Source organism: Staphylococcus sp. KUGN1, from assembly GCF_045984185.1.
GTDB classification, from domain to species: domain Bacteria; phylum Bacillota; class Bacilli; order Staphylococcales; family Staphylococcaceae; genus Staphylococcus; species Staphylococcus warneri_A.
In genome coordinates, this window is record NZ_JBJQIL010000002.1 from 200142 (window position 1) to 220203 (window position 20062).

The 20062-nt window shown below is 31.1% G+C and carries 20 protein-coding genes; 11 read left to right on the top strand and 9 right to left on the bottom strand.

What is annotated here, in order from left to right:
* The first annotated feature begins 334 nt into the window (after nucleotides 1–334).
* Nucleotides 335–1249: a phosphatase PAP2 family protein gene (locus tag ACJQQZ_RS07440; protein ID WP_145505568.1), complete on the top strand. Its 915-nt coding sequence runs from the start codon at nucleotides 335–337 to the stop codon at nucleotides 1247–1249.
* Nucleotides 1250–1308: 59 nt separating this feature from the next.
* Here ACJQQZ_RS07440 and ACJQQZ_RS07445 read toward each other — a convergent pair whose 3' ends face one another.
* Both ACJQQZ_RS07445 and ACJQQZ_RS07450 read right to left on the bottom strand, forming a co-directional pair.
* Entirely contained in the window at nucleotides 1309–1608 is a 300-nt protein-coding gene (locus tag ACJQQZ_RS07445) for a LysR family transcriptional regulator substrate-binding protein (RefSeq protein WP_408023107.1), read from the bottom strand.
* 32 nt (nucleotides 1609–1640) lie between these two features.
* On the bottom strand, nucleotides 1641–2222 hold the full coding sequence (locus ACJQQZ_RS07450) for a LysR family transcriptional regulator (RefSeq protein ID WP_261369319.1): 582 nt from the start codon (nucleotides 2220–2222) through the stop codon (nucleotides 1641–1643).
* A 299-nt stretch (nucleotides 2223–2521) separates the two neighbouring features.
* Here ACJQQZ_RS07450 and ACJQQZ_RS07455 point away from each other — a divergent pair, with 299 nt between their 5' ends.
* On the top strand, nucleotides 2522–3277 hold the full coding sequence (locus ACJQQZ_RS07455; RefSeq protein WP_145505570.1) for an SDR family NAD(P)-dependent oxidoreductase: 756 nt from the start codon (nucleotides 2522–2524) through the stop codon (nucleotides 3275–3277).
* 36 nt (nucleotides 3278–3313) lie between these two features.
* On the top strand, nucleotides 3314–3739 hold the full coding sequence (locus ACJQQZ_RS07460) for a lipocalin-like domain-containing protein (RefSeq protein WP_049424211.1): 426 nt from the start codon (nucleotides 3314–3316) through the stop codon (nucleotides 3737–3739).
* 117 nt (nucleotides 3740–3856) lie between these two features.
* On the opposite strand, the gene ACJQQZ_RS07465 is transcribed toward ACJQQZ_RS07460, so the two are convergent.
* Entirely contained in the window at nucleotides 3857–5134 is a 1278-nt protein-coding gene (locus ACJQQZ_RS07465; protein WP_145505573.1) for a YhgE/Pip domain-containing protein, read from the bottom strand.
* A gap of 162 nt (nucleotides 5135–5296) precedes the next feature.
* On the opposite strand from ACJQQZ_RS07465, the gene ACJQQZ_RS07470 reads away from it, so the two are divergent.
* Both ACJQQZ_RS07470 and ACJQQZ_RS07475 read left to right on the top strand, forming a co-directional pair.
* The gene (locus ACJQQZ_RS07470; RefSeq protein ID WP_002452436.1) at nucleotides 5297–5905 is read left to right on the top strand and encodes a TetR/AcrR family transcriptional regulator; all 609 of its coding nucleotides are present in this window, start codon (nucleotides 5297–5299) and stop codon (nucleotides 5903–5905) included.
* A 61-nt stretch (nucleotides 5906–5966) separates the two neighbouring features.
* Entirely contained in the window at nucleotides 5967–6914 is a 948-nt protein-coding gene (locus ACJQQZ_RS07475; protein WP_145505576.1) for a magnesium transporter CorA family protein, read from the top strand.
* A gap of 68 nt (nucleotides 6915–6982) precedes the next feature.
* On the opposite strand, the gene ACJQQZ_RS07480 is transcribed toward ACJQQZ_RS07475, so the two are convergent.
* On the bottom strand, nucleotides 6983–8422 hold the full coding sequence (locus ACJQQZ_RS07480) for a sucrose-specific PTS transporter subunit IIBC (RefSeq protein ID WP_408023108.1): 1440 nt from the start codon (nucleotides 8420–8422) through the stop codon (nucleotides 6983–6985).
* A 188-nt stretch (nucleotides 8423–8610) separates the two neighbouring features.
* On the opposite strand from ACJQQZ_RS07480, the gene ACJQQZ_RS07485 reads away from it, so the two are divergent.
* The 4 genes from ACJQQZ_RS07485 (at nucleotide 8611) to ACJQQZ_RS07500 (ending at nucleotide 13484) form a co-directional block, all read left to right on the top strand.
* Nucleotides 8611–8982, top strand: coding sequence for a YbgA family protein (locus tag ACJQQZ_RS07485; RefSeq protein ID WP_002452439.1), 372 nt, complete (start codon nucleotides 8611–8613; stop codon nucleotides 8980–8982).
* A gap of 1185 nt (nucleotides 8983–10167) precedes the next feature.
* A complete protein-coding gene (gene rsp, locus ACJQQZ_RS07490) occupies nucleotides 10168–12270 on the top strand; it encodes an AraC family transcriptional regulator Rsp (RefSeq protein ID WP_408023109.1) in 2103 nt (700 codons plus the stop codon).
* A 61-nt stretch (nucleotides 12271–12331) separates the two neighbouring features.
* Nucleotides 12332–12763: a pyridoxamine 5'-phosphate oxidase family protein gene (locus tag ACJQQZ_RS07495; protein WP_408023110.1), complete on the top strand. Its 432-nt coding sequence runs from the start codon at nucleotides 12332–12334 to the stop codon at nucleotides 12761–12763.
* A gap of 376 nt (nucleotides 12764–13139) precedes the next feature.
* The gene (locus tag ACJQQZ_RS07500; RefSeq protein ID WP_002452443.1) at nucleotides 13140–13484 is read left to right on the top strand and encodes a DUF4889 domain-containing protein; all 345 of its coding nucleotides are present in this window, start codon (nucleotides 13140–13142) and stop codon (nucleotides 13482–13484) included.
* 455 nt (nucleotides 13485–13939) lie between these two features.
* Here the strand turns inward: ACJQQZ_RS07500 and ACJQQZ_RS07505 are convergent, their stop codons facing one another.
* The 3 genes from ACJQQZ_RS07505 to ACJQQZ_RS07515 form a co-directional block, all read right to left on the bottom strand.
* Entirely contained in the window at nucleotides 13940–15217 is a 1278-nt protein-coding gene (locus ACJQQZ_RS07505; protein ID WP_002452444.1) for a cation:dicarboxylate symporter family transporter, read from the bottom strand.
* 249 nt (nucleotides 15218–15466) lie between these two features.
* The gene (locus ACJQQZ_RS07510; RefSeq protein ID WP_002450326.1) at nucleotides 15467–15832 is read right to left on the bottom strand and encodes a DUF3139 domain-containing protein; all 366 of its coding nucleotides are present in this window, start codon (nucleotides 15830–15832) and stop codon (nucleotides 15467–15469) included.
* Nucleotides 15833–15960: 128 nt separating this feature from the next.
* The gene (locus ACJQQZ_RS07515) at nucleotides 15961–16590 is read right to left on the bottom strand and encodes a nitroreductase family protein (protein ID WP_145505584.1); all 630 of its coding nucleotides are present in this window, start codon (nucleotides 16588–16590) and stop codon (nucleotides 15961–15963) included.
* Nucleotides 16591–16754: 164 nt separating this feature from the next.
* Between ACJQQZ_RS07515 and ACJQQZ_RS07520 the strand changes: the two genes are divergently transcribed.
* Nucleotides 16755–17201, top strand: a complete 447-nt coding sequence (locus ACJQQZ_RS07520; RefSeq protein ID WP_002450328.1) for a MarR family winged helix-turn-helix transcriptional regulator — start codon at nucleotides 16755–16757, stop codon at nucleotides 17199–17201.
* A 238-nt stretch (nucleotides 17202–17439) separates the two neighbouring features.
* A complete protein-coding gene (locus ACJQQZ_RS07525; protein ID WP_002450329.1) occupies nucleotides 17440–17856 on the top strand; it encodes an Hsp20/alpha crystallin family protein in 417 nt (138 codons plus the stop codon).
* 53 nt (nucleotides 17857–17909) lie between these two features.
* Here ACJQQZ_RS07525 and ACJQQZ_RS07530 read toward each other — a convergent pair whose 3' ends face one another.
* Together ACJQQZ_RS07530 and nreC are read right to left on the bottom strand one after the other, a co-directional pair.
* Entirely contained in the window at nucleotides 17910–19061 is a 1152-nt protein-coding gene (locus tag ACJQQZ_RS07530) for a nitrate/nitrite transporter (protein WP_002450330.1), read from the bottom strand.
* Nucleotides 19062–19395: 334 nt separating this feature from the next.
* The gene (gene nreC, locus ACJQQZ_RS07535) at nucleotides 19396–20049 is read right to left on the bottom strand and encodes a nitrate respiration regulation response regulator NreC (RefSeq protein ID WP_145505587.1); all 654 of its coding nucleotides are present in this window, start codon (nucleotides 20047–20049) and stop codon (nucleotides 19396–19398) included.
* Nucleotides 20050–20062: the final 13 nt, after the last annotated feature.

The window sequence follows — 20062 nt, forward strand, 5'->3', positions numbered from 1 at the left end:
TTATGTTTGTATATATGCTCATTTTAAAATAAATCAATCTAAATTCATAGTGCAAACGCTTACTTTTATAGATAAATATTTTTCATATTACACTTATAAGATAAAATTAATTATAGATTTGCACAAATGAACACTCATATATACTCAAAAAATTTCCATAGATACATTACTTTATTTAAAACTTTCCATTTACATAATCTTAATATTCACAAAACAATGACTTAAAAAATAATTACTACCCTTTAACAAGACATAAATATACTTATAGAAAACTTAGTATAGATACGTCGCTTGTAATCTCGCTTTACAAATACATAACATCTAGGAGGATCATATGGTTATTTCAAAAAAACTTGCTTCAGCTACATTAGGTGTTCTTATTATTGTTTTATGTGTTGCAACGTTTTTAGATCAATCGATTTCTAAACATTTAATGGATCAAAACTCGTTATTCGTCACTATTTTCCAAAATTACGGACTCTTCCCACCCACAATTGTACTAATAATATCTATGATTATTTTTAACTATTATGTGTTTAAGACATTTAAGAGTAGATTGGCTCAAACTATCATTTTGATAGTATCTTTTGTTTATACATTAATTAAGACTAATGCATTGGTATCTGAAACTGTACAATACATGATGTCTACATCAGAAAACATTAAAAAGCATAAACCTATGGGCATGGCAAATAACGAAGGAAACACTGGTGAAGCTTTATCTATTGGATTGAGTTTCTTAATTTCATTTATTATCTTAATCGTTATAGCATTCATTTGTTATCAATTTTGGCTAAAACGTATAGATATGTCAGAATTAGAAAGACTATTCAAAGTCTCTATGATTAGCTTTATGATATTACTCATCGGATTAGAACTCGTTGACAATATGAAAGAACTTTGGGGTCGTGTCAGACCATATGAAATTGAAGATAAAGCAGGTCATTTTACCAATTGGCTAACAATTAATGGTAATACAGGGCATAGTTCCTTCCCTTCTGGACATACTGGAAACGGCGCTTTCTTCATGTTCTTTGCATTTTACTTTAAAAAACTATCAACGAGACAGTGGATGTTTATTATAGGATTAATCTATAGTGTATTGATGGCTCTTAGTAGAATAAGAATTGGCGCTCACTTTACGAGTGATGTCACTATGAGCTTAATTATCATGTTTAGTTTAATGTTAATTGCTGATTTCCTTATCAAAAAATTAACAACTCACCACTCAACGCCACACTACGAATAAAAGTTTTATCATACTGATAGTAGCCTGAGACACGTAATTGATGTCTCAGGCTACTATTTTTACTTCCTATAAATCGACTTTGCCATTTCTAAAAATGCATATGCACCTTTGGACAAATGATTGAGTTTATCATATTTATAAGCTAACACAGCGTGATTAGCATATTTAGAAGCATCGAGTTTGATAAAATGTCCTTTAAACTGAGACATACTATTTTTAACACTCTCAGGAACATAAGTCATACCTAATCCTTCATTTACTAATCTTAATGCATTATCAACACTCATTGTCTCCATTGCAATTTGTGGCGTGATATCATGATTTTCTAGAATTTGATCTGTAAGATGTCTTAACGCCATATTGGGTTTCAATAATATAAATCGTTCATTTCTTATATCATCATGTATGTCTTCCGCATTTTTTCCTCACTTTGTTGACTTAAGAGTAATGCGTAATCAGGAGGTAATGCTAAATAAATCGCTTCTGAATATAAAACATCATATTTAAAAGTCCCTTGATAAAACGGTAATATCGTTAATGCGATATCTATTTTATTATCTATCAGAAGCTGCTCTATTCGATGAGACGGCTCTTCAATTAACTTTAATTCGATACCGGGATACGCTTTTATAAATTCAGGCAATATATCGTATAACGTATGAGCTGCTAATATGGGATTCACACCTATTACTAATCTTCCCTTTTTTAATTCTGAAATATTCTGTAATTCTTGCTTCATTTCTTTATATGTATAGTTAATTTGGTTCATATAATCTAAATAGCGTTCACCAGCATACGTTAATGTGATAGGGTTACTTTCTCTATTTATGAAAGTAACACCTAATTCAGTTTCTATGTCCTTAATAAACTTACTCAAATATGGTTGAGAAATATATAAATGTTTGGCTGCTCGAGATATACTACCAAAACGTCCTACCGCTTCTAAATATTGGACCGAATTTGTGTTAATCATTAACTCACCACTTTCTCCTTATAACTATTTAGTTATGACTTTTATATCTTAATACGTCTTTTACAAATCACGATTTCAGGTAGATAATAATCATTGTCAACAAATCGACAAAAATTAAAACTTAATATAATTAAATAGTTATATCTCATGAAATCTAATTTGTATGGCTTCTATAGAATTGATTTTTCAACAATTAAGTTAGTCGTATCCATTATTATAACTACTTTTACAATTTATTTACTATTAAAACACTATTCGAACCATTTTAGGTCATAATTCAAGCTTAGGAGGAATCATATATGAATAGAAATGTTATCGTAACAGGATCAGGTCAAGGTATTGGCTATGCTATCGCACAAGCGTTTGATCAACAAGGTGATCGTGTATTCATTTTTGATATGAGCAAAGACGCTGCTGAAGCAGCAGCTCAGTCATTAGAGAAAGGTGTTGCATATCAAGTAGATGTTACAGATGAAACGACGGTTAAAAATGCTATCAAAGATGTAACTAATCAATACGGTGCCATCGATGTTTTAGTTAACAATGCTGGCATTCAATATATATCTAAAATTGAAGACTTCCCATTAGACAAATGGAACCAAGTTATTGGTGTTATTCAAACAGGCACATTCTTAATGACTAAACATGTATTACCAAGCATGAAACAACAACAACAAGGCCGTATTATCACTATTTCATCAGCACATGGTGAAATGGCTGATCCATTCAAATCAGCGTATGTAGCATCTAAATTCGCACAAATTGGTTTCACAAAAACAATTGCACTTGAAACAGTCGATGATGGTATTACTGCAAACGCTGTATTACCTGGACCTGTTCGTACAAAATTAATCGAAAACCAACTTGCAAAATTAGCAGAACAAGATGGTACTACTGAACAAGAAGCAATGGAAAAACATATTACAAGTAAATCACCAATGAATCGCTTATTAGAACCTTCTGAAATAGCTGATACTGTTGTTTTCTTAGCATCAGATGGTGCATCTGCGATCACAGGTGAAACAATCAGTGTTTCTGGCGATTCAAACGCATAATTCATAATTAATATTTAAGAAAGAAGGCATTTTAATATGAGTCAATTACAAGAACAATTAATCGGTACATGGTCATTAGTAAGTTATCAAGATGAAGATGAAAATGGCCAAATTTTCTATCCATTAGGCAAAGATGCAACTGGGTTTATTATGTATAATCCAGATGGTTATATGTCAGCTCAATTGATGCAACAAGGTCGTCCTGCTTATGCATCTGGTGATCTTCACACTGGTACTAAAGATGAAATGGCGAAAGCTGCACATGGCTATTTAGCTTATGCTGGTAAATATGAATTAGATGAAGAAAACCAAACCGTTTATCATACGATGAACGTTAGTATGAATCCAACATGGTTAGGTGATACACAACCACGTATATTCAAACTTGAAGGTCATACACTTAGCATTGAAAATGGAAACAATCCCAATCAAAAACTCGTTTGGCAACGCGTTAATCATTAATTATTCATAACATAAAGAGCAATCCCCGTCAGAAGGGATTGCTCTTTTTTGTATACATCAAAACACTGCCGATAAGTTATGATATCTTATCGACAGTGTATATTAAAAAGCTTGATTTTATGATGGTACTTCAGTACGTTTTGTACTATGTTTTCTAATAGCTGCTGCTAATAAACTAGATACAGCACCAAAAATCATAAATCCAATAAGCATCCACATTGTTGAATTCAACTCAATATGGTGGTTCATATAAATGATTTCTTTTAAGCTTGTAGCATAATGTACGAATGGATTCCAATCTACAATATAACGTTGATAGAACTTAGGTAACATTTGCTTTGGTAACATTACCATTTGCATACTAAAGAACATTGAAATGAAGAAGATTGGCACAGATTTCATACCTAACCAAGTCATTGTTCCTAATATTAAACCAACAAATCCCATAATCGCTAACGCTACAAACGTTGCAACACGGTTTGGATGATCGAAGTCAAATCCTAGTGCGCCTCCCATAAAGTACACATATGCAAAGCTACCAAGAAATGCTGCAATCACTGTAAAGATAATTTGTCCTACAGAAGCTATTAAACGATGTGCAATTTTAATATTACCACTTGTTCTAAATGCGAAGAATAGTAGAACAGAAATAACAATTGATCCCATCCAAATTGGCATAAACATTAAGAATGGTGCGTTACCGCCACCTTGATGGTCTTTTACTTTATTGATTTTTTCATTATCCACTTTAACAGGGTTAGTTACAGAATCAATATCTTTAGCATCAACTTTAACATTTTGTTTTTCTAATGTTTGAAGACTTTGTTTAGTAATTTGTTTGTTAATATTGTCACCCATACCTGACAATACATTTGTAGCCATTTGAGAACCTTGTAAACTTGATCCTTGGCTTACAATTGTTTTTAATTGTGCTTGTTTGACATCAACACTTTGATTACCCATTTTTTTAGCCATCATTTGTGCTTGTTGCGCTGGCACTTCACCAGATTCAACTTTCTCTTTCATTTCAGCTTTTTTGCTGTCCATGACTACTTTTTGAGTTTTACTCATCGCATGTTTAGAAAAATCTTTTTCAAATATAGCAGCGCCATAATATTTTTCATCTTCCATGCCTTGTTTAGCATCTTTTTCGCTATCTACTTTGACCCATTTGATTGCTTTAGAATCACTATCTAATAATTTATCTTCTAGTTTGTCACCAATATTCATCTTTTTACCTTGAATAGAAGTACCTTCATCGTGATTTACAATTGCGATTGGCATATCTTTAGGTTTAGGATTAAACGCTGGATAAAATGCAATTGCAAAAATCATTAATATTAAAATGATTGCGATTGGTGTCAACCATAGTAATTTGCTTTTAAATATATTCATAACTTTTCCTCCCTTGAAGCAATTCAACATTGTGTTGAATATTTATCACTTTTCCAATTATAATGAGTTTAAATAAATAAACAACAATCAATTAATAGAAAAACGTCCGTTATTGAACACAATGATGAATATTGTCTATTAACTAAGGGAGGTTTTACATTTTTGAAAGAAGATAGACGCGTTCGCAAAACTAAATCTGCAATTAAGTATGCTTTCATACAATTATTGAAAGAACGAAGCCTTGAAAATATTACAGTTCAAGATATTGCAGATAAAGCTGACATCAATCGAGGTACTTTTTATTTACATTATGAAGATAAATATTTACTCCTCACTGATATGGAAGATGAGTGTATAGAACAAATTTCTAAATTCACTCAATTCTCAGAGATTCAAGGCGATAATGTAGAAATGATAGCAACATTATTTATTGATAAAGTGTTGCGTAACATTATTCAACATGTGTATGATAATCTAGACTTTTACAATACGATTTTGAGTTTAGAAAGAAAAAGTCGCTTAGAAGAAAAAATAAGCGATTTGATACAATATAATATGAAACATCAAGTCAGTGTCGATAACAAAATTGAAGGCATCCCTGAAATGTATTTTCATAGTTACGTATCTGGTGCTACAATATCTATCATTAGGTATTGGGTATTAGACTCAAACCGTATCTCTGTTGACGAATTAGTGACACACATTTTTAAAATTATTTATTACGGTCCACTAAGGATTATGGCCGAACAGAGATATAACCATATGAATTAAACACATTGCTCGATAAACATAGTGATGCGTTTGAAAAAAAGCTTTGAAAGGACTTTAACAAATGATCACTGCATATAAACATTCAAATCAAATTAATAATGAAATTATTGAAACACCAATAGATCAACAAGCATTATGGATTAATGTTGTTGAACCTGATAGAGAAGAAATCGAATATTTAATGGATCACTATCATTTACCTGAAGATTTTATACGAGATCCATTAGATTCAGAAGAAAGCGCACGTATCGAATATGATGAAGACACTGGATACTCTCTCATTATTATCGATTTACCATTAATCAATTCTACTAATCGTAGTGTTTTATCATTTATTACGATTCCGCTGGGTATCGTCATTGGAAATGGTATTGTTATGACAATTTGTGATGCTGAAAATGAGTTCTTAGAGAATTTTTCAAGACAAGATAATATTAATCTCAAATTTCATAGTCGATTCGCTTTAGAACTATTAACTACTATTGCGAACCATTATAATAGAAACTTAAGATTGCTTAATAAATCAAGAATTCGTATTGAAAGAGAATTAAAGAATAACATTACAAATAAACAACTTTTCAAATTAATGGAAGTTGAAAAAAGTTTAGTCTACTTTTTAGCCGCATTAAAAGGTAACGATACCATTATTAAAAAATTATTCCGTTTGCCTGCTATTAAACGATTTGAAGATGACGAAGAGTTACTGGAAGATTTAATTATTGAAAATAACCAAGCGATAGAAACTACTGAGTTACATCAGCGCATTTTAGAAAGTATTACAACATCCTATGCATCACTATTATCTAATGATATGAACACCATTATGAAAACTTTAACAATGTTTACGGTGTTACTAACCCTTCCAACACTCGTATTTAGTTTCTTTGGTATGAATGTTCCATTACCATTAGATGATCATAGTTATATTTCTTGGATTATCGTTGTTGGTATCTCACTGATACTTGTTGCGATTGTCAGTGTATACTTATGGCGAAAACAGAAGTTATAACCAGTTTTAAATATAAAAAGATGGACAGTACTAGAGTTCAATGTACTCTAACTGTCCATCTTTTTATTTTATTGAACTTCTTTATATTTTTTTCTTTTAGATAAGACAAACGTTACAATCACAGATACTACAAATGCAATGACCATACCGATTAGATAATGTAACCAACCACCATGGTTAGGATTGATTGAAATAAATCCTGGTATACCTGCAGTCCCCAATGCAATAGCTTTGACTTTAAAGAATGAAATATAGGCTGCTCCTAAACCAGAGCCAACGATGGCACCAATAAATGGATCTCGTAGTTTCAAGTTAACACCAAACATGGCTGGCTCTGTGATACCTAAAACTGCTGAAATACCTGCTGCTGAAGCAACACCTTTTAATTTTTTATTATTTTTTATAATAAAGAATGATGCTAAGGCTGCCCCACCTTGTGCCATATTAGACATCGTAGCAATTGGGAATATAAATGAACCGCCCGTTTTAGCTTGATCTGCAATCAGCGTTGTTTCCACTGCAATAAAGCTGTGATGCATACCTGTAATGACAATAGGTGCATATAATAAACCGAAAATTAATCCTCCAATAGCACCACCGAATTCATATAACCAAGTTAATCCATCAGATAACCAATAACCTAGTTGTCTTGTAATTGGGCCAACAAATAAAAATGTTAAAAACGCTGTGATAAAGATAGATAACAATGGTGTTAATAAATTGTCCAATACAGTTGGAACTACTTTACGCAACCACTTTTCAATTGTGGCTAATATATAAGCTGCCACAAGCATAGGCAATACTTGTCCTTGATAACCCACTTGGTTAATATGTAATCCAAATACATCCCAATGTGGAATCGCTTTACCTGCTTCTACTGCTTTTGGAAAATCATAGGCACTCATTAAACTTGGATGTACTAAAATCATACCGAGTGCAGCCCCTAAAAACGGATTGCCCCCAAACCTTTTAGCAGCACTAAAACCAATTAAAATAGGTAACAATGTAAATGGCGCATTCGCAAATATATTAATCATATCTGCTAGTCCTGCGAATTGGCTGTGTACCTCAATTAAAGATTTACCTGCATAAAATAAGTCTTTAGCTGTTAATAGATTGTTTAAACCCATTAATAAACCACCAGCTACGATTGCCGGAATAATTGGTACAAAAATATCAGATAGCATTTTGACAAATCGTTGTAATGGATTCATATTTTTAGTCGATTTGTCTTTCACTTCAGAAGTCGTAGACGCTTCTTTACCAGTGATATGTTCCATTTCGTTAAATACTTTATTAACAGTTCCAGACCCTATAATAATTTGATATTGTCCACCAGTTGAAAATGTTCCTTTAACAACATCCATTTTAGATAAGGCTTCTTCATCAACTTTACTCTCATCATTCAATATTAATCTAAGTCTGGTTGCACAATGGGCCATTGAATCTAAGTTCTCTTCGCCACCAATGGCATTAAGTATCTCTTCTGCAGATTGTTTATAGTTCATTTGTCTAATCCCTCCCATTTTTAGAACCGGTTCCAAAATAACTACTTTAATTGTAACCGGTTCCAATAATTAAATCAACACCACCTTTTTACTTTTTGATTAAATTTAAAAGTATTAGCTTTATCAATGTCATTGAACAGTTATGAATACGGGTATATATGAATACTATACGCATAGGGGGCTACAACTTGAAAGAACGTGGACACATCGAACAATTATGGCGAGAAGAAAAATATCGTGTTTTACTGCATAGTCAAAAACAATATGATGCTATTCGAGAAAAACTAAAATCGCAAGTTTCTTACGAGGAAATTCGTATGATGATTGAACATGCTATCACTATTGAACCCAGTCAAGGAAGTGTCATCAATGCTTATGATCATATGTGGGGATACTTTAAAAAATGGGCTACTGACGAAGAAAAGCAAAGTGCTCAAAAATTAAAGAAACTATTTATTAACCATGACGTATCCATTCATGATTTAATGTCATTTTTAAGTATATTAGCTGATAAATATAACGTGCAGTATATACAACAAAGTACAGTATTAAATGAATAAAAAAGAGGTCGTGACAAAAGCGTTAAGGATTTGTGCAGAACCAAACGATGATAAAGAACTACTTCCTTATTCATAGGTTAGTAGTTCTTACAAACTCAATAGTTGAGTTTGTTCATTTGAATTGTTTTCCAAATTTTGTCGAATCGTGAGTGTTTGCCCAACTTGCATTGTTTGCAGAAATTGGAATACCAATTTCTCTATGTTGGGTCCCTTCTGCCGATAATCCTGCTTTTGGGACGCCGTTAATCGGTTTCCCAGAGCAAAAAGCTTTATATCTCAACCTCTTAATTTTGTGTCAAAAAGGTAGTCACCTTTAATCCACATTAAATGTACATTATGTTAAATTCTAAAGAAAGATTAATTCTAAGATGTATCACAAAATAATAATAAACAATAAATAGAACTTAATGCTATAACATCCAGTGAAAGTTATTGTCATGCTTCATTTAATTTGTTATCACTTCGGGGGGAGTATTTCAAATTAATGATTATAAAAATCGCTACTTAAAAATTGATGCTTCATCATACTTTAATTTTCAGAAGATGTGATTTCTCAGGATGCCACCCTATTTCTATATTGGTCAAAATCAGCTGCATGTTCTAGTTGATATATCTTAAAGATTTCAAACCAATGTCATTATGCCTTTACACATAGAGTTTATGTGTGATGAAGAAATAAGGATTGTATGCGTTAAATCTCGATGTTTATTCTTATTTTAAGTTGATTATTTATTCACTAAATATGGCGTATGTGATTCTGTGTTGTCTCTCTCTTTTGTTGTTATATCTAAGATGTGAATATAACGTACATTTAAAACCACAGATTAACAATCCAAGATTTAAATGTTTTAAATTTCTTTTGGATTGAAATCTATTATTATTATCCACTAAATATTTCATTCTCACTCTATTGAAAATTTCCAAATACTCTTTACTACATTTCTAAATTTCCATTTGTATTGCAAACAACACAAAATTGACTACGTTTTCACAAAAATTGTTATAATAACTTTTATTTTTAACTATTACTATTTGAATGAAAATCTATTATAATAACTATTATTATTCAATCGCATATTAAATGACTTAGACTATGAATATTCTCATATATATTCAATTTGAACAATTTATAAGTGATTATTATATTTTAATACTAAAAAACTAAGAGGAGTCACATCACATAACATGTCATGCCATTTATCCCTATTCACTCAACATCAAACGCAGCCATGTCGTAATATTAATCAAATCATCATATTATTTTCATTAAGTCATGAATTAAGGATTAAAATTAACGGTGAACTTAAAGATTTAGATGCTCATATTGCAATTATTAATCATGGTGATATATATGAAATAAAAAATGCGACACATTTAGTTCAATTAAATATACCTATTTTTTATTTCTACATAGAAGATACGTCGTTTTTTGAATGTTACTTTGATAGACATTTATTGCAATCAAGTGATTACATCAAAACGCTATTACTTCAATTATTACAACAAGATTCAAAAGATCATAAAGACCAACAAGTCTGCTCTAAAATCATACAAACCTTATATAAAGAAGCAGTAATAAAATTAGAAAGCAATTATATACCTAACATTGCAGTAAATTCTCCTTTATTTGCAAATTGTCTTCAATTTCTAGATGAACAATTGACTCAGCCAATTTCTTTAAAGGATGTTGCTCATAATAGTAGTATTTCTGAATCTTATTGTTCTAATTTATTTAATCGATATTTGAATATGAATTTTAAAGACTACTTTACAAGTCTAAAATTATGTCATTCTATTAATCTACTTATGACCTCTCATTTATCAATCAACGCTATATCCGAAACATCTGGTTTTACTAGTCATACCAATTTTACTAATCAATTTAAAAACTATTTACAATTTAGCCCTAAACAATATCGTACTTATATCAATCAAATTGATACTATGCCACATTTAAACATTGTTGATTACGATAATGAGGCATTTTTACCACTCATAGAAAACTTTAATTTTAATGATCAAATAACTACAGAAATTACGAAAATTGACTTAGAACATTTTGATCCTAAAGATCATTCAAAAGCTTCCAAAGCATTTATCCGACTTGATAATTTCAATGAATTATTTCACTTCACCTTCAATGACTATTTCGATATAGACTTTTCATTTTTACCTGAACCGGTCATACTTATCAACGATATAAAGGATTTAACAACGAATCAAATCAATTATCATTTATTATATAGATGCTTTGATAAATTATTCGAACGACATATCGGCTTGGCAATGACCATTAAATCCAAAGAGGATTTTAAGGCAGTTAATCATTTCGTCTTGATGTTTTTACAAGGTCATACAGACTATCAATTAAATAAAAAGACAGTCAAACTGATGCTCATTTTTGATTCAGCAACAATGACCATACATGATATTCATCTATGTCATTTAAAAATTAGAAATAAAAATAGAGATATCAAATATGGTGTGACTATAGATGGATTATTGCATCAAGAACAAACGTTAGATAAAACATATGATATTTTAAGAAGACTCAATTTTGATTATTATTTAATAGATATTGAAAATATAGAAACGACATTATCCTTGATTAACAAAAGGAAAACATATAATCATACAACCACTCATTTTGATAATTATAAGCAATTTATCATGGATTCTGGTATAGACTCCACACGCTTTGTGTATGATTATTTATCATTAAAATGTTTCAAATATACTAACAACGGTACACATCCATTACAACTCGCCGACTTAGTGTGTCATATTATTGCGCTATTACGCTATGGTGGTGGCATTAGTTACCAATTGATTGCAACGGGGTCAATTTATATTTCTCTATTTAATGAATTCGGTAATGCACTTCCCCTCATTCATATTTATAAAATGGCACATGTATTTGTGAATGAACCTATTCAAATTTCTAATAATTACATCATGAGCCGAAAAGATGGTAATTATCATTTTATTTTATTTAATAAAATCAATGATCGATATTTATCTGATACACAACTAGAATTCATATTTAAAAATCATTTAAAAGCAAATTCATTAATTACTATCCAAACGTTGAATAATGAACATGGCACTATTGATAATTTATTACCGAAGAGTAGACAACAACTGTTTCTTGATAAGGAGATGGTTGAACAACTAGAACGTTCGAATCACCCAAAAACTGAATTGTCACTCCTAGAACACGATAATCAAGATATCAAGTTGATTTTAAAACACGATGAAGTGAAGTATGTTTGTATTAAACCTAATTAATGATTTAAATATAGCTAAAGTTTAACAATGGTCATTTAAGGATATAGTTGTCACTAAGGAGATGATTATATTGGATAATCAAAAAGCAACAGAAGCGATTGAAAAAGTATTAGATCATTCTAAAGTCGGTGTATTATCTACTGCTTTTAATAATAAACCTAATAGTAGATATATGGTGTTTTATAATGATGAATTAACGCTTTATACTAAGACAAATATCAACTCAATTAAAGTTGAAGAGATTGAAGATAATCCTTATGCCTATATTTTATTAGGTTATAATGAGACTACTAATCATAGCTTTGTTGAAATTGATGCAACGATTGAAGTTGTTAAAGATCAAAAAGTCATTGATTGGTTATGGGAAACACAGGACAAATCATTCTTTGATTCTAATAAAGACCCTGAATTATGTGTGTTAAAAGTTATTCCTAAGTCTATCAAACTAATGAATGACAAAGATTTAGATACACCTTTCACAATTGAATTATAATGATATAGCGAGTATAGAACACAACTCCAAAATCATAGCACAAAGGCGATTAAAAAATATAAATCATCTTTGTGCTTTTTTATATTTAATATCACATTTACACATGTAATTGAATAAATGCCACTTAACTAAATGATAGAGGAGCTTATGTATAAAAACATTTACGTGACTCAACTTGTACGACCAATGGATCGTCCAATACTAATCCGTAAAATTAATCCTTTCAGATATATTTTTTGTTAATTAATGACAAATGCGTATATTTTATGAATTTTCCAATTAATAATAAACACTTATATTTTGAATTTAATTGCAAATTACTCTAATTTTCTGTATAAATGAAATAGAAAACAACAATACTAAAGTAGAATATATAATGAAGAGTAAAAAAGGACTAGGTTTTGGTCTTATCGCAATTATGCTTATTGTATGTATTGTTTTAGTTGTCGCAATGATGGCTGGCGGCAAAAAAGAAACATACTATGGTGTTATGAAAAATGATACTACAATAGATAAAATGATTAGTGAAAAAGACGAAAAAATTGAAAAGAACATTAAACTTCCATCAGATGCAAAAGTATCTGTTAAAAAAGAAGATTTTGTTATGATTACTAAGAACGAAAAAACTGGCAAAATTGCTAAAGTGAAAAAAGTAGATCATGACGATGTACCACATGGATTAATGACTCAAATCCATGATATGGGACATATGCATATGTAATATAAAAAGGAAGCAAGTCATCAATGGCTTGCTTCCTTTTTATTTGTATATATTGCTCGTATTCACATAATTCCAACCATTAAAAATGGAAGTACTTTTAAGGGTCACAGTAGCTTTCGCTACTGCGTAAGAGGGTGAAGAACAGAAATTTTATATTTCGTCGTTCTTCACCGGCACAAGATGACTAGGTTTGTTACAAGCATCGCGTAGTAACTTACCAGTCATCCACTGCCTCTAACCATTAAAAATGGAAGTGCTTTTAAGGTTCACAGTAGCTTTCGCTACTGCGTAAGAAGTACTAACCATTAAAAATGGAAGTACTTCTTTAAATGCATAAGAGCCCCTAATCGCTAATGCGATTTTCTCCTCTTCGGTTCGCCTTAGCTTGCGCTAATGCATAAGAGCCCCTAATCGCTAAAGCGATAAGGGGCTCTAAAAATGTCAGATTTATTATTTTATAGTGATTTTAAATACTCTTGGCCTTGTTTCTTATCATATAAGTTTTCCCATTTTGCGATAACTACAGTTGATAAAGCGTTACCCATAACGTTAACGACTGTACGTACCATGTCTAATAAACGGTCAACTCCTATAATTAATGCAAGTCCTTGAGCTGGTAATCCCATTGCACCTAATGTTGTTAATAAAACAACGATTGAAGTACCTGGAACTGCTGCCATACCTTTTGATGTAAGCATTAATGTTAACATTAACACAATTTGTTCTGTTAACGTTAAATGCATACCATACATTTGTGCGACGAATAAAGCAGCGATTGATTGGTACAATGCTGAACCGTCTAGGTTAAATGTATATCCAATTGGTATAACAAATGATGTAATTTCTTTTGGTGAACCAAATTTTTCCATCTTTTTCATCATTACTGGTAATACAGCTTCTGAGCTTGATGTTGAGAAAGCTAAAAGAATTTCACTTTTTAGTATTTTCATAATAGAGAAAATACTTATGCCACACATTCTTGCTACAATTCCTAATACTACAACTACAAAGAATACCATCGCGAAGACGACAACTAATACAAGTTTAAGTAGAGGAAGTAAAGCTGATGCACCAAATGTAATAATGGTTGTACAAATAAATGCAAAGACACCTAATGGTGCTAATTTTAAAATTTTGTTAATCATCCAGAATACTGCTTCTAATGTACCACTTAAGAAAGATTTAACAGGTTCTGCTTTTTCACCGATGGCAGCTAAGCCTAAACCGAAGAATACAGCAAAGAAGATAATTGGTAATAATTCTCCTTTAGTTAAAGCTTCAAAAAAGTTTGTAGGTACAATGTTTACAATGGTATCAATAAAATGATTACCGTATGTAGATTGTTCTGCAGCGTGTGCAGATGATTGATATTTAGAAATATCGCCCTTTGGTAGTTTGGATGGATCAAGTCCAGAACCTGGTTTGAACAAGTTACCAAAAATAATCCCAAGACCAATAGCGATTGTTGTTATAATCTCAAAGTAAAGTATTGTTTTCCATCCATAGCGACCTACAGTTTTCGACTCCCCTACGTTCGAAATAGATAACGCTAAAGAACAGAACACAACTGGAATAACGATCATTTTAATTAAGTTTAAAAAGACGTCTCCAAATGGCTTTATGTAGTTAGCCGCTTCTTCATTTCCATATAATATAAGTCCAACGACAACACCTAGAACCAACGCAATTAATACTTGCACTGGAAGACTAATTTTTCTCTTGAATAGAGCCATATTGCAAACTCCCCTTCATCTGACATCACTTAATTATATCAGATAACTTAAAAATAGCTATAATTTTTTAAATAACAAATACAAATAATTGTGTTGAAATTTCTAAATATTTGTGAAACCAGAGTATTTTACTACGGTTACTTTTACCATTTTTATTGTTTTAATCACAATTCTAACTACATATTAAACTTACACAATAAGAAAAAAAGGTTACCGATTTTTTAAATCGATAACCTAAAAATATTTTGACTAATTTGAGGGCTTATAATTTTTATTAAAGTAATTATGTTTAGCACTCTTTAGACTTTTCTTAGTTTCAGTATCAAAACCTTCTGCAAAGATACCTTTATTTGTACTTATAGGTTGTATCACGTAAGTTACTTTAGGCTCATCTTTAAAAATAACTTCCTTATAATACACACCTTTTTTAGCACTATATAATGTTTCTTCTTTTTTTATCTTATCTTTTAGATGATGTTCTTTAAAATAACTATCGACCATTTCAATATTTTTATGGCCTTGATATGTTTTAAGTGCGAAGAAAAATGCAAATGCTAAAACTAACGAAATGATTAATATAATAATAATTCTAATTAATTTCTGTTTCCTACTCATTTTATAGACTCCTTTTGCCTTATCTTAATTAGTATGAACGAAAAGCATACATTTTTAAAGTCTTATAAAACTTTTGTAACAAAATATTCTTATCTGAATTTTGTACTTAAACGCTTGTCTATACGTTATTATAAATATTGTCTAACATCATCAAGTGGCAAACGTACTGATTCATGCGCTTCTTGCGCCCCTTTACCTACTGCAATAGCTACAACAGGTACAAAACGATCACTATCTAAACCTAAAACGTCTGCAATATTAGCTTTATCAAATCCACCGATTGGATTCGTATCATAGCCATGAGATTTAGCTACAAGCATAAATTGCATCGTCATTAAACTACTATCAATATTTACGATATCTTTCATGCCTTCTCTTGATAGCCCTTTATAATGAGGAAGCACCCAACTTAACATTTTATCTTTAATCTCTTCAGTCATATGTTTTTTACTTACTGCATCACCATAAATTTGTTCAGCTTTTTCATAATTTTTTAAATCACCAAAAACAATAATCATCGCAGAAGATGTGTTCACTTGTCTTGAGTTCATCCCAAATGATGGTAAGATTTTCTCTTTACCTTCTTCAGAATCCACTACCATTAATCTCCATGGTTGCATATTTACGGATGATGGTGCTTTCGTTGCTTTTTGAATCATTTCATCCATTTCTTCGTGACTAATTATATATTCGGTATCAAATACTTTTACAGATTTTCTGCCTTTTAATACATCATCAAATTTTGAGATTCTTTCCATAAAGTTCTCCTCTTTCTAAATAAGTCGTTTGATATTACAAAACAATTAAGTTTTATTATAATTTTGTAATTTTTAAATGAAAAGCAATTTGCCTATATCACTTAGAACGGCACTTGACAAGTCATACACTTCATAATATTGTTAGCTTAACAAGGAGTGATTTAATGTATGTAGAAAATAGTTATTTAAGCAAACAATTATGCTTTTTATTCTATGTTTCATCTAAAGAAATTATCAAAAAGTATTCTAGTTATTTAAAGGAATACGAACTCACGTACACTGGTTATATAGTGCTAATGGCGATTGAAGAAGATGAGAAACTTAACATCAAAACTTTAGGTGATAGAGTTTTCTTAGATTCAGGCACTTTAACACCATTACTAAAAAAATTAGAAAAGAAAAATTACGTCGTTCGAACTCGTGAAGAAAAAGATGAAAGAAACCTTCAAATTTCACTGACTGATCATGGTAAAAGTATTAAAAAACCATTATCTGAAGTGTCACTAAAAGTATTTGGCGAATTTGATATCGACGTTAACGAAGCGAAAGAATTAATCAACCATCTTCAAATGTTTGTTTCTAAAAACTTTGATAAATCCACAGAAAAGTAATACTTCTATAGAGAAAAAGACAAAAGTAAACTTTCCCTCAACATTCATATCTTTCTTTTATACATGTAAATCCAAGTTATGTGAACAAATGTTTCATATTGTAAGCTTTTGTCTGTATTCTCTAGAACTAATAATCACTCCATAAATCCTTTTTACTTTACCTCACCCTAAACAGTACATATAATGAATCTACAATTAAATATGATTCAAATTTAGTTAATTAAAAGGAGCGAATCGTATGCCTAGTAATGACTTCTTTAACAATGCATTTTTAAAAAATGACCCTACTGATATGTTTAGAGATTTAGGTAAGCAAGTGTTTAATCAGTTTTCCTCACAAGCATTTCCCGCCAACCTATATAATGAAAGTGATCATTATTTAATAGAAGCTGAACTTGCAGGCGTAAAAAAGGAAAATATATCATTAACTTTTGATCATCATACATTAACGATTAAAGCTAATAAGTTTCTAGAACCTCATCATGGACAAGCGCAATTGAATGAACGTTCTAACGGAGAACTTGTCCGTCGATTTGAATTTGAGGATGTAGATAAAGATTTAATCAAAGCAACATTTGAGGATGGCGTCTTAAATATACGCTTACCTAAACAACAACACGATTCTGAAGACGCAACAACTATATCTATATTATAAATCAAAAAATAACACCCTCGTCACGGTATAACCAAGATGAGGGTGTTATATATTTATGCTTCTTTTTTATTTAAATGAACCATTGTGATTAATGCGATGAGTCCGAAAATAGCTAAAAAGATAAATGCTAAATGACTTGAACCTGTTACCCCTGTAACATAAGTGATTACTAATGGTGGGAAAAAGCCGCCTAGTCCCCCCATCATTGATACAATACCATTCGCTGATCCAGCTTCTTTCGCGAAATATGATGGTACTAATTTAAAAATAAGACCATTACCAATACCTGCACACACACTTATCATTAAACATCCTATGGTAAATAATGCGATGTGATTAGAGAAACCTAAAATCAATGCACCTGTAATCATAATGATAAAATCTACCATTAGAACCTTAACTGCATTTAGTTTATCACCTAATATGCCTCCGACTGGTCTCAGGAAGGTCGCTAAAGCAATAAATATACCTGAACGAATGCCTGCATCAACTTTATCTATACCAAAATGTTGCACCAGATAGTTTGGCAAAAATAGTCCAAAAGCTACAAACGCACCAAATGTAATAAAGTACCAAAGACTTGTATAGTATAGTTTATAATTTTTAAATAAGATTTTCATTTGAGATATTAGCGGTACTTTTACTTTAGGCTCATGGTTATCTCCAAATATAAACATTAATACTGCAAATATAGCAATAATAATTAAATAACTTCTAACTGTTGTTTGCCAACCAATAATCCCTGCAATTGGCGGTGCTAAAAATGATGAAATCGCTGTCCCAATGTTTCCCATACCATAAATACCATTCGCTAATCCTACTTTATCTTTTGGGAAATATTTTGGAATTGATGTAACACCTACTGAGAATATAGCACCACCCACACCAAGAAAGAATCCAGATAACATCATCATTTTTGGTGATTGTGCTTGCCCTAAAAAGTAAATGGGAAATAAAAGCACTATAAAACTACAGAAAAATACCCATTTGGCTCCAATAATATTAGTTAAATATCCAAAAGGAACACGTAATATTGATCCCAAAATGACTGGTATTGCTAAAATAATGGATAGTTGTCCAGCTGAAATTTTAATGTCTTGAGAAATAAATGGCATTAATGGAGAAATAATGCTCCATGCCATAAAACCAACTACTAAGCTAAGTGTTTGTAATGTGAGCTGAAATCCACCTTTTGTCTTGTCCATATTTTCACCCTCGTCGAATTCATTTATTTATTAGTACTATGCGGGTTTGACCTTCAATAACTCTATTAATGAACATAGAACTAATCTTAATTTGATTTTATCGACTTTGTGAAAAGTTGAACATTAGGATAATCCCTTATTCGACTATGTAATTCCCCTATTAAAAAGGATCACAGTAGCTTTCGCTACTGCGTAAGAAGTACTAACCATTGAAAATGGAAGTACTTCTTTAAATGCATAAGAGCCCCTAATCGCTAAAGCGATTTTTCTCTTCGGTTCGCCTTAGCTTGCGCTAATGCATAAGAGCCCCTAATCGCTAATGCGATAAGGGGCTTTAAAATTCTAGGAGTTTCTTTTTCATGGCGTATTCTACGAGTTCTGGTTTTGATTTTAATTCTAGTTTGTTCATAATGTGTGTTTTATGTGCTTCTACTGTTTTAACTGATACAAATAGTTTTTCTGCTATTTCTTTATTGCCATAGCCTTTTGCTATTAATGGCAATATCTCTAATTCTCGTTTGAATAACACTTTGAATGGATCTGATGTATCTGTATATTCCTGATTACTACTATTCACAAATTCATTCACTAATGAGGTGGTCAATTTCATATCAACATATGTCTCACCATTATAAACTGTTCTAATAGCAAGCAATAGTTGTTCATCAGGTGCGTTTTTCAAAATATAACCTTTCGCACCGTTCCTCAATACATGAAATAAATACTCTTCATCATCATACATTGTTAAGATTAAAATCTTTGTTTCAGGAAAACTTTCATGAATTTTACTCGTTGCGATAAGCCCTGATTCACCTGGTGGCATACTTAAATCCATTAATAGTACATCAGGTTTAAACTCCAAAACTTTTTGATAGGCCTCTACACCATCAGCAGCGGTAGCAACTACTTCCATATCCTCTTGATAGTTGAATATCATAGAGAAACCGGTTCTAACAACTGCATGATCATCGGCAATAACTATTTTCAACATTATTCCCCAA

Excerpts from the sequence above, each read along its gene's own strand:
- ACJQQZ_RS07440 (WP_145505568.1), top strand. The coding sequence starts at position 335 with ATGGTTATTTCAAAAAAACTTGCTTCAGCTACATTAGGTGTTCTTATT.
- ACJQQZ_RS07445 (WP_408023107.1), bottom strand. The coding sequence starts at position 1,608 with ATGGCGTTAAGACATCTTACAGATCAAATTCTAGAAAATCATGATATC.
- ACJQQZ_RS07450 (WP_261369319.1), bottom strand. The coding sequence starts at position 2,222 with ATGATTAACACAAATTCGGTCCAATATTTAGAAGCGGTAGGACGTTTT.
- ACJQQZ_RS07455 (WP_145505570.1), top strand. The coding sequence starts at position 2,522 with ATGAATAGAAATGTTATCGTAACAGGATCAGGTCAAGGTATTGGCTAT.
- ACJQQZ_RS07460 (WP_049424211.1), top strand. The coding sequence starts at position 3,314 with ATGAGTCAATTACAAGAACAATTAATCGGTACATGGTCATTAGTAAGT.
- ACJQQZ_RS07465 (WP_145505573.1), bottom strand. The coding sequence starts at position 5,134 with ATGAATATATTTAAAAGCAAATTACTATGGTTGACACCAATCGCAATC.
- ACJQQZ_RS07475 (WP_145505576.1), top strand. The coding sequence starts at position 5,967 with ATGATCACTGCATATAAACATTCAAATCAAATTAATAATGAAATTATT.
- ACJQQZ_RS07480 (WP_408023108.1), bottom strand. The coding sequence starts at position 8,422 with ATGAACTATAAACAATCTGCAGAAGAGATACTTAATGCCATTGGTGGC.
- rsp (WP_408023109.1), top strand. The coding sequence starts at position 10,168 with ATGTCATGCCATTTATCCCTATTCACTCAACATCAAACGCAGCCATGT.
- ACJQQZ_RS07495 (WP_408023110.1), top strand. The coding sequence starts at position 12,332 with ATGATTATATTGGATAATCAAAAAGCAACAGAAGCGATTGAAAAAGTA.
- ACJQQZ_RS07500 (WP_002452443.1), top strand. The coding sequence starts at position 13,140 with ATGAAGAGTAAAAAAGGACTAGGTTTTGGTCTTATCGCAATTATGCTT.
- ACJQQZ_RS07505 (WP_002452444.1), bottom strand. The coding sequence starts at position 15,217 with ATGGCTCTATTCAAGAGAAAAATTAGTCTTCCAGTGCAAGTATTAATT.
- ACJQQZ_RS07510 (WP_002450326.1), bottom strand. The coding sequence starts at position 15,832 with ATGAGTAGGAAACAGAAATTAATTAGAATTATTATTATATTAATCATT.
- ACJQQZ_RS07515 (WP_145505584.1), bottom strand. The coding sequence starts at position 16,590 with ATGGAAAGAATCTCAAAATTTGATGATGTATTAAAAGGCAGAAAATCT.
- ACJQQZ_RS07520 (WP_002450328.1), top strand. The coding sequence starts at position 16,755 with ATGTATGTAGAAAATAGTTATTTAAGCAAACAATTATGCTTTTTATTC.
- ACJQQZ_RS07525 (WP_002450329.1), top strand. The coding sequence starts at position 17,440 with ATGCCTAGTAATGACTTCTTTAACAATGCATTTTTAAAAAATGACCCT.
- ACJQQZ_RS07530 (WP_002450330.1), bottom strand. The coding sequence starts at position 19,061 with ATGGACAAGACAAAAGGTGGATTTCAGCTCACATTACAAACACTTAGC.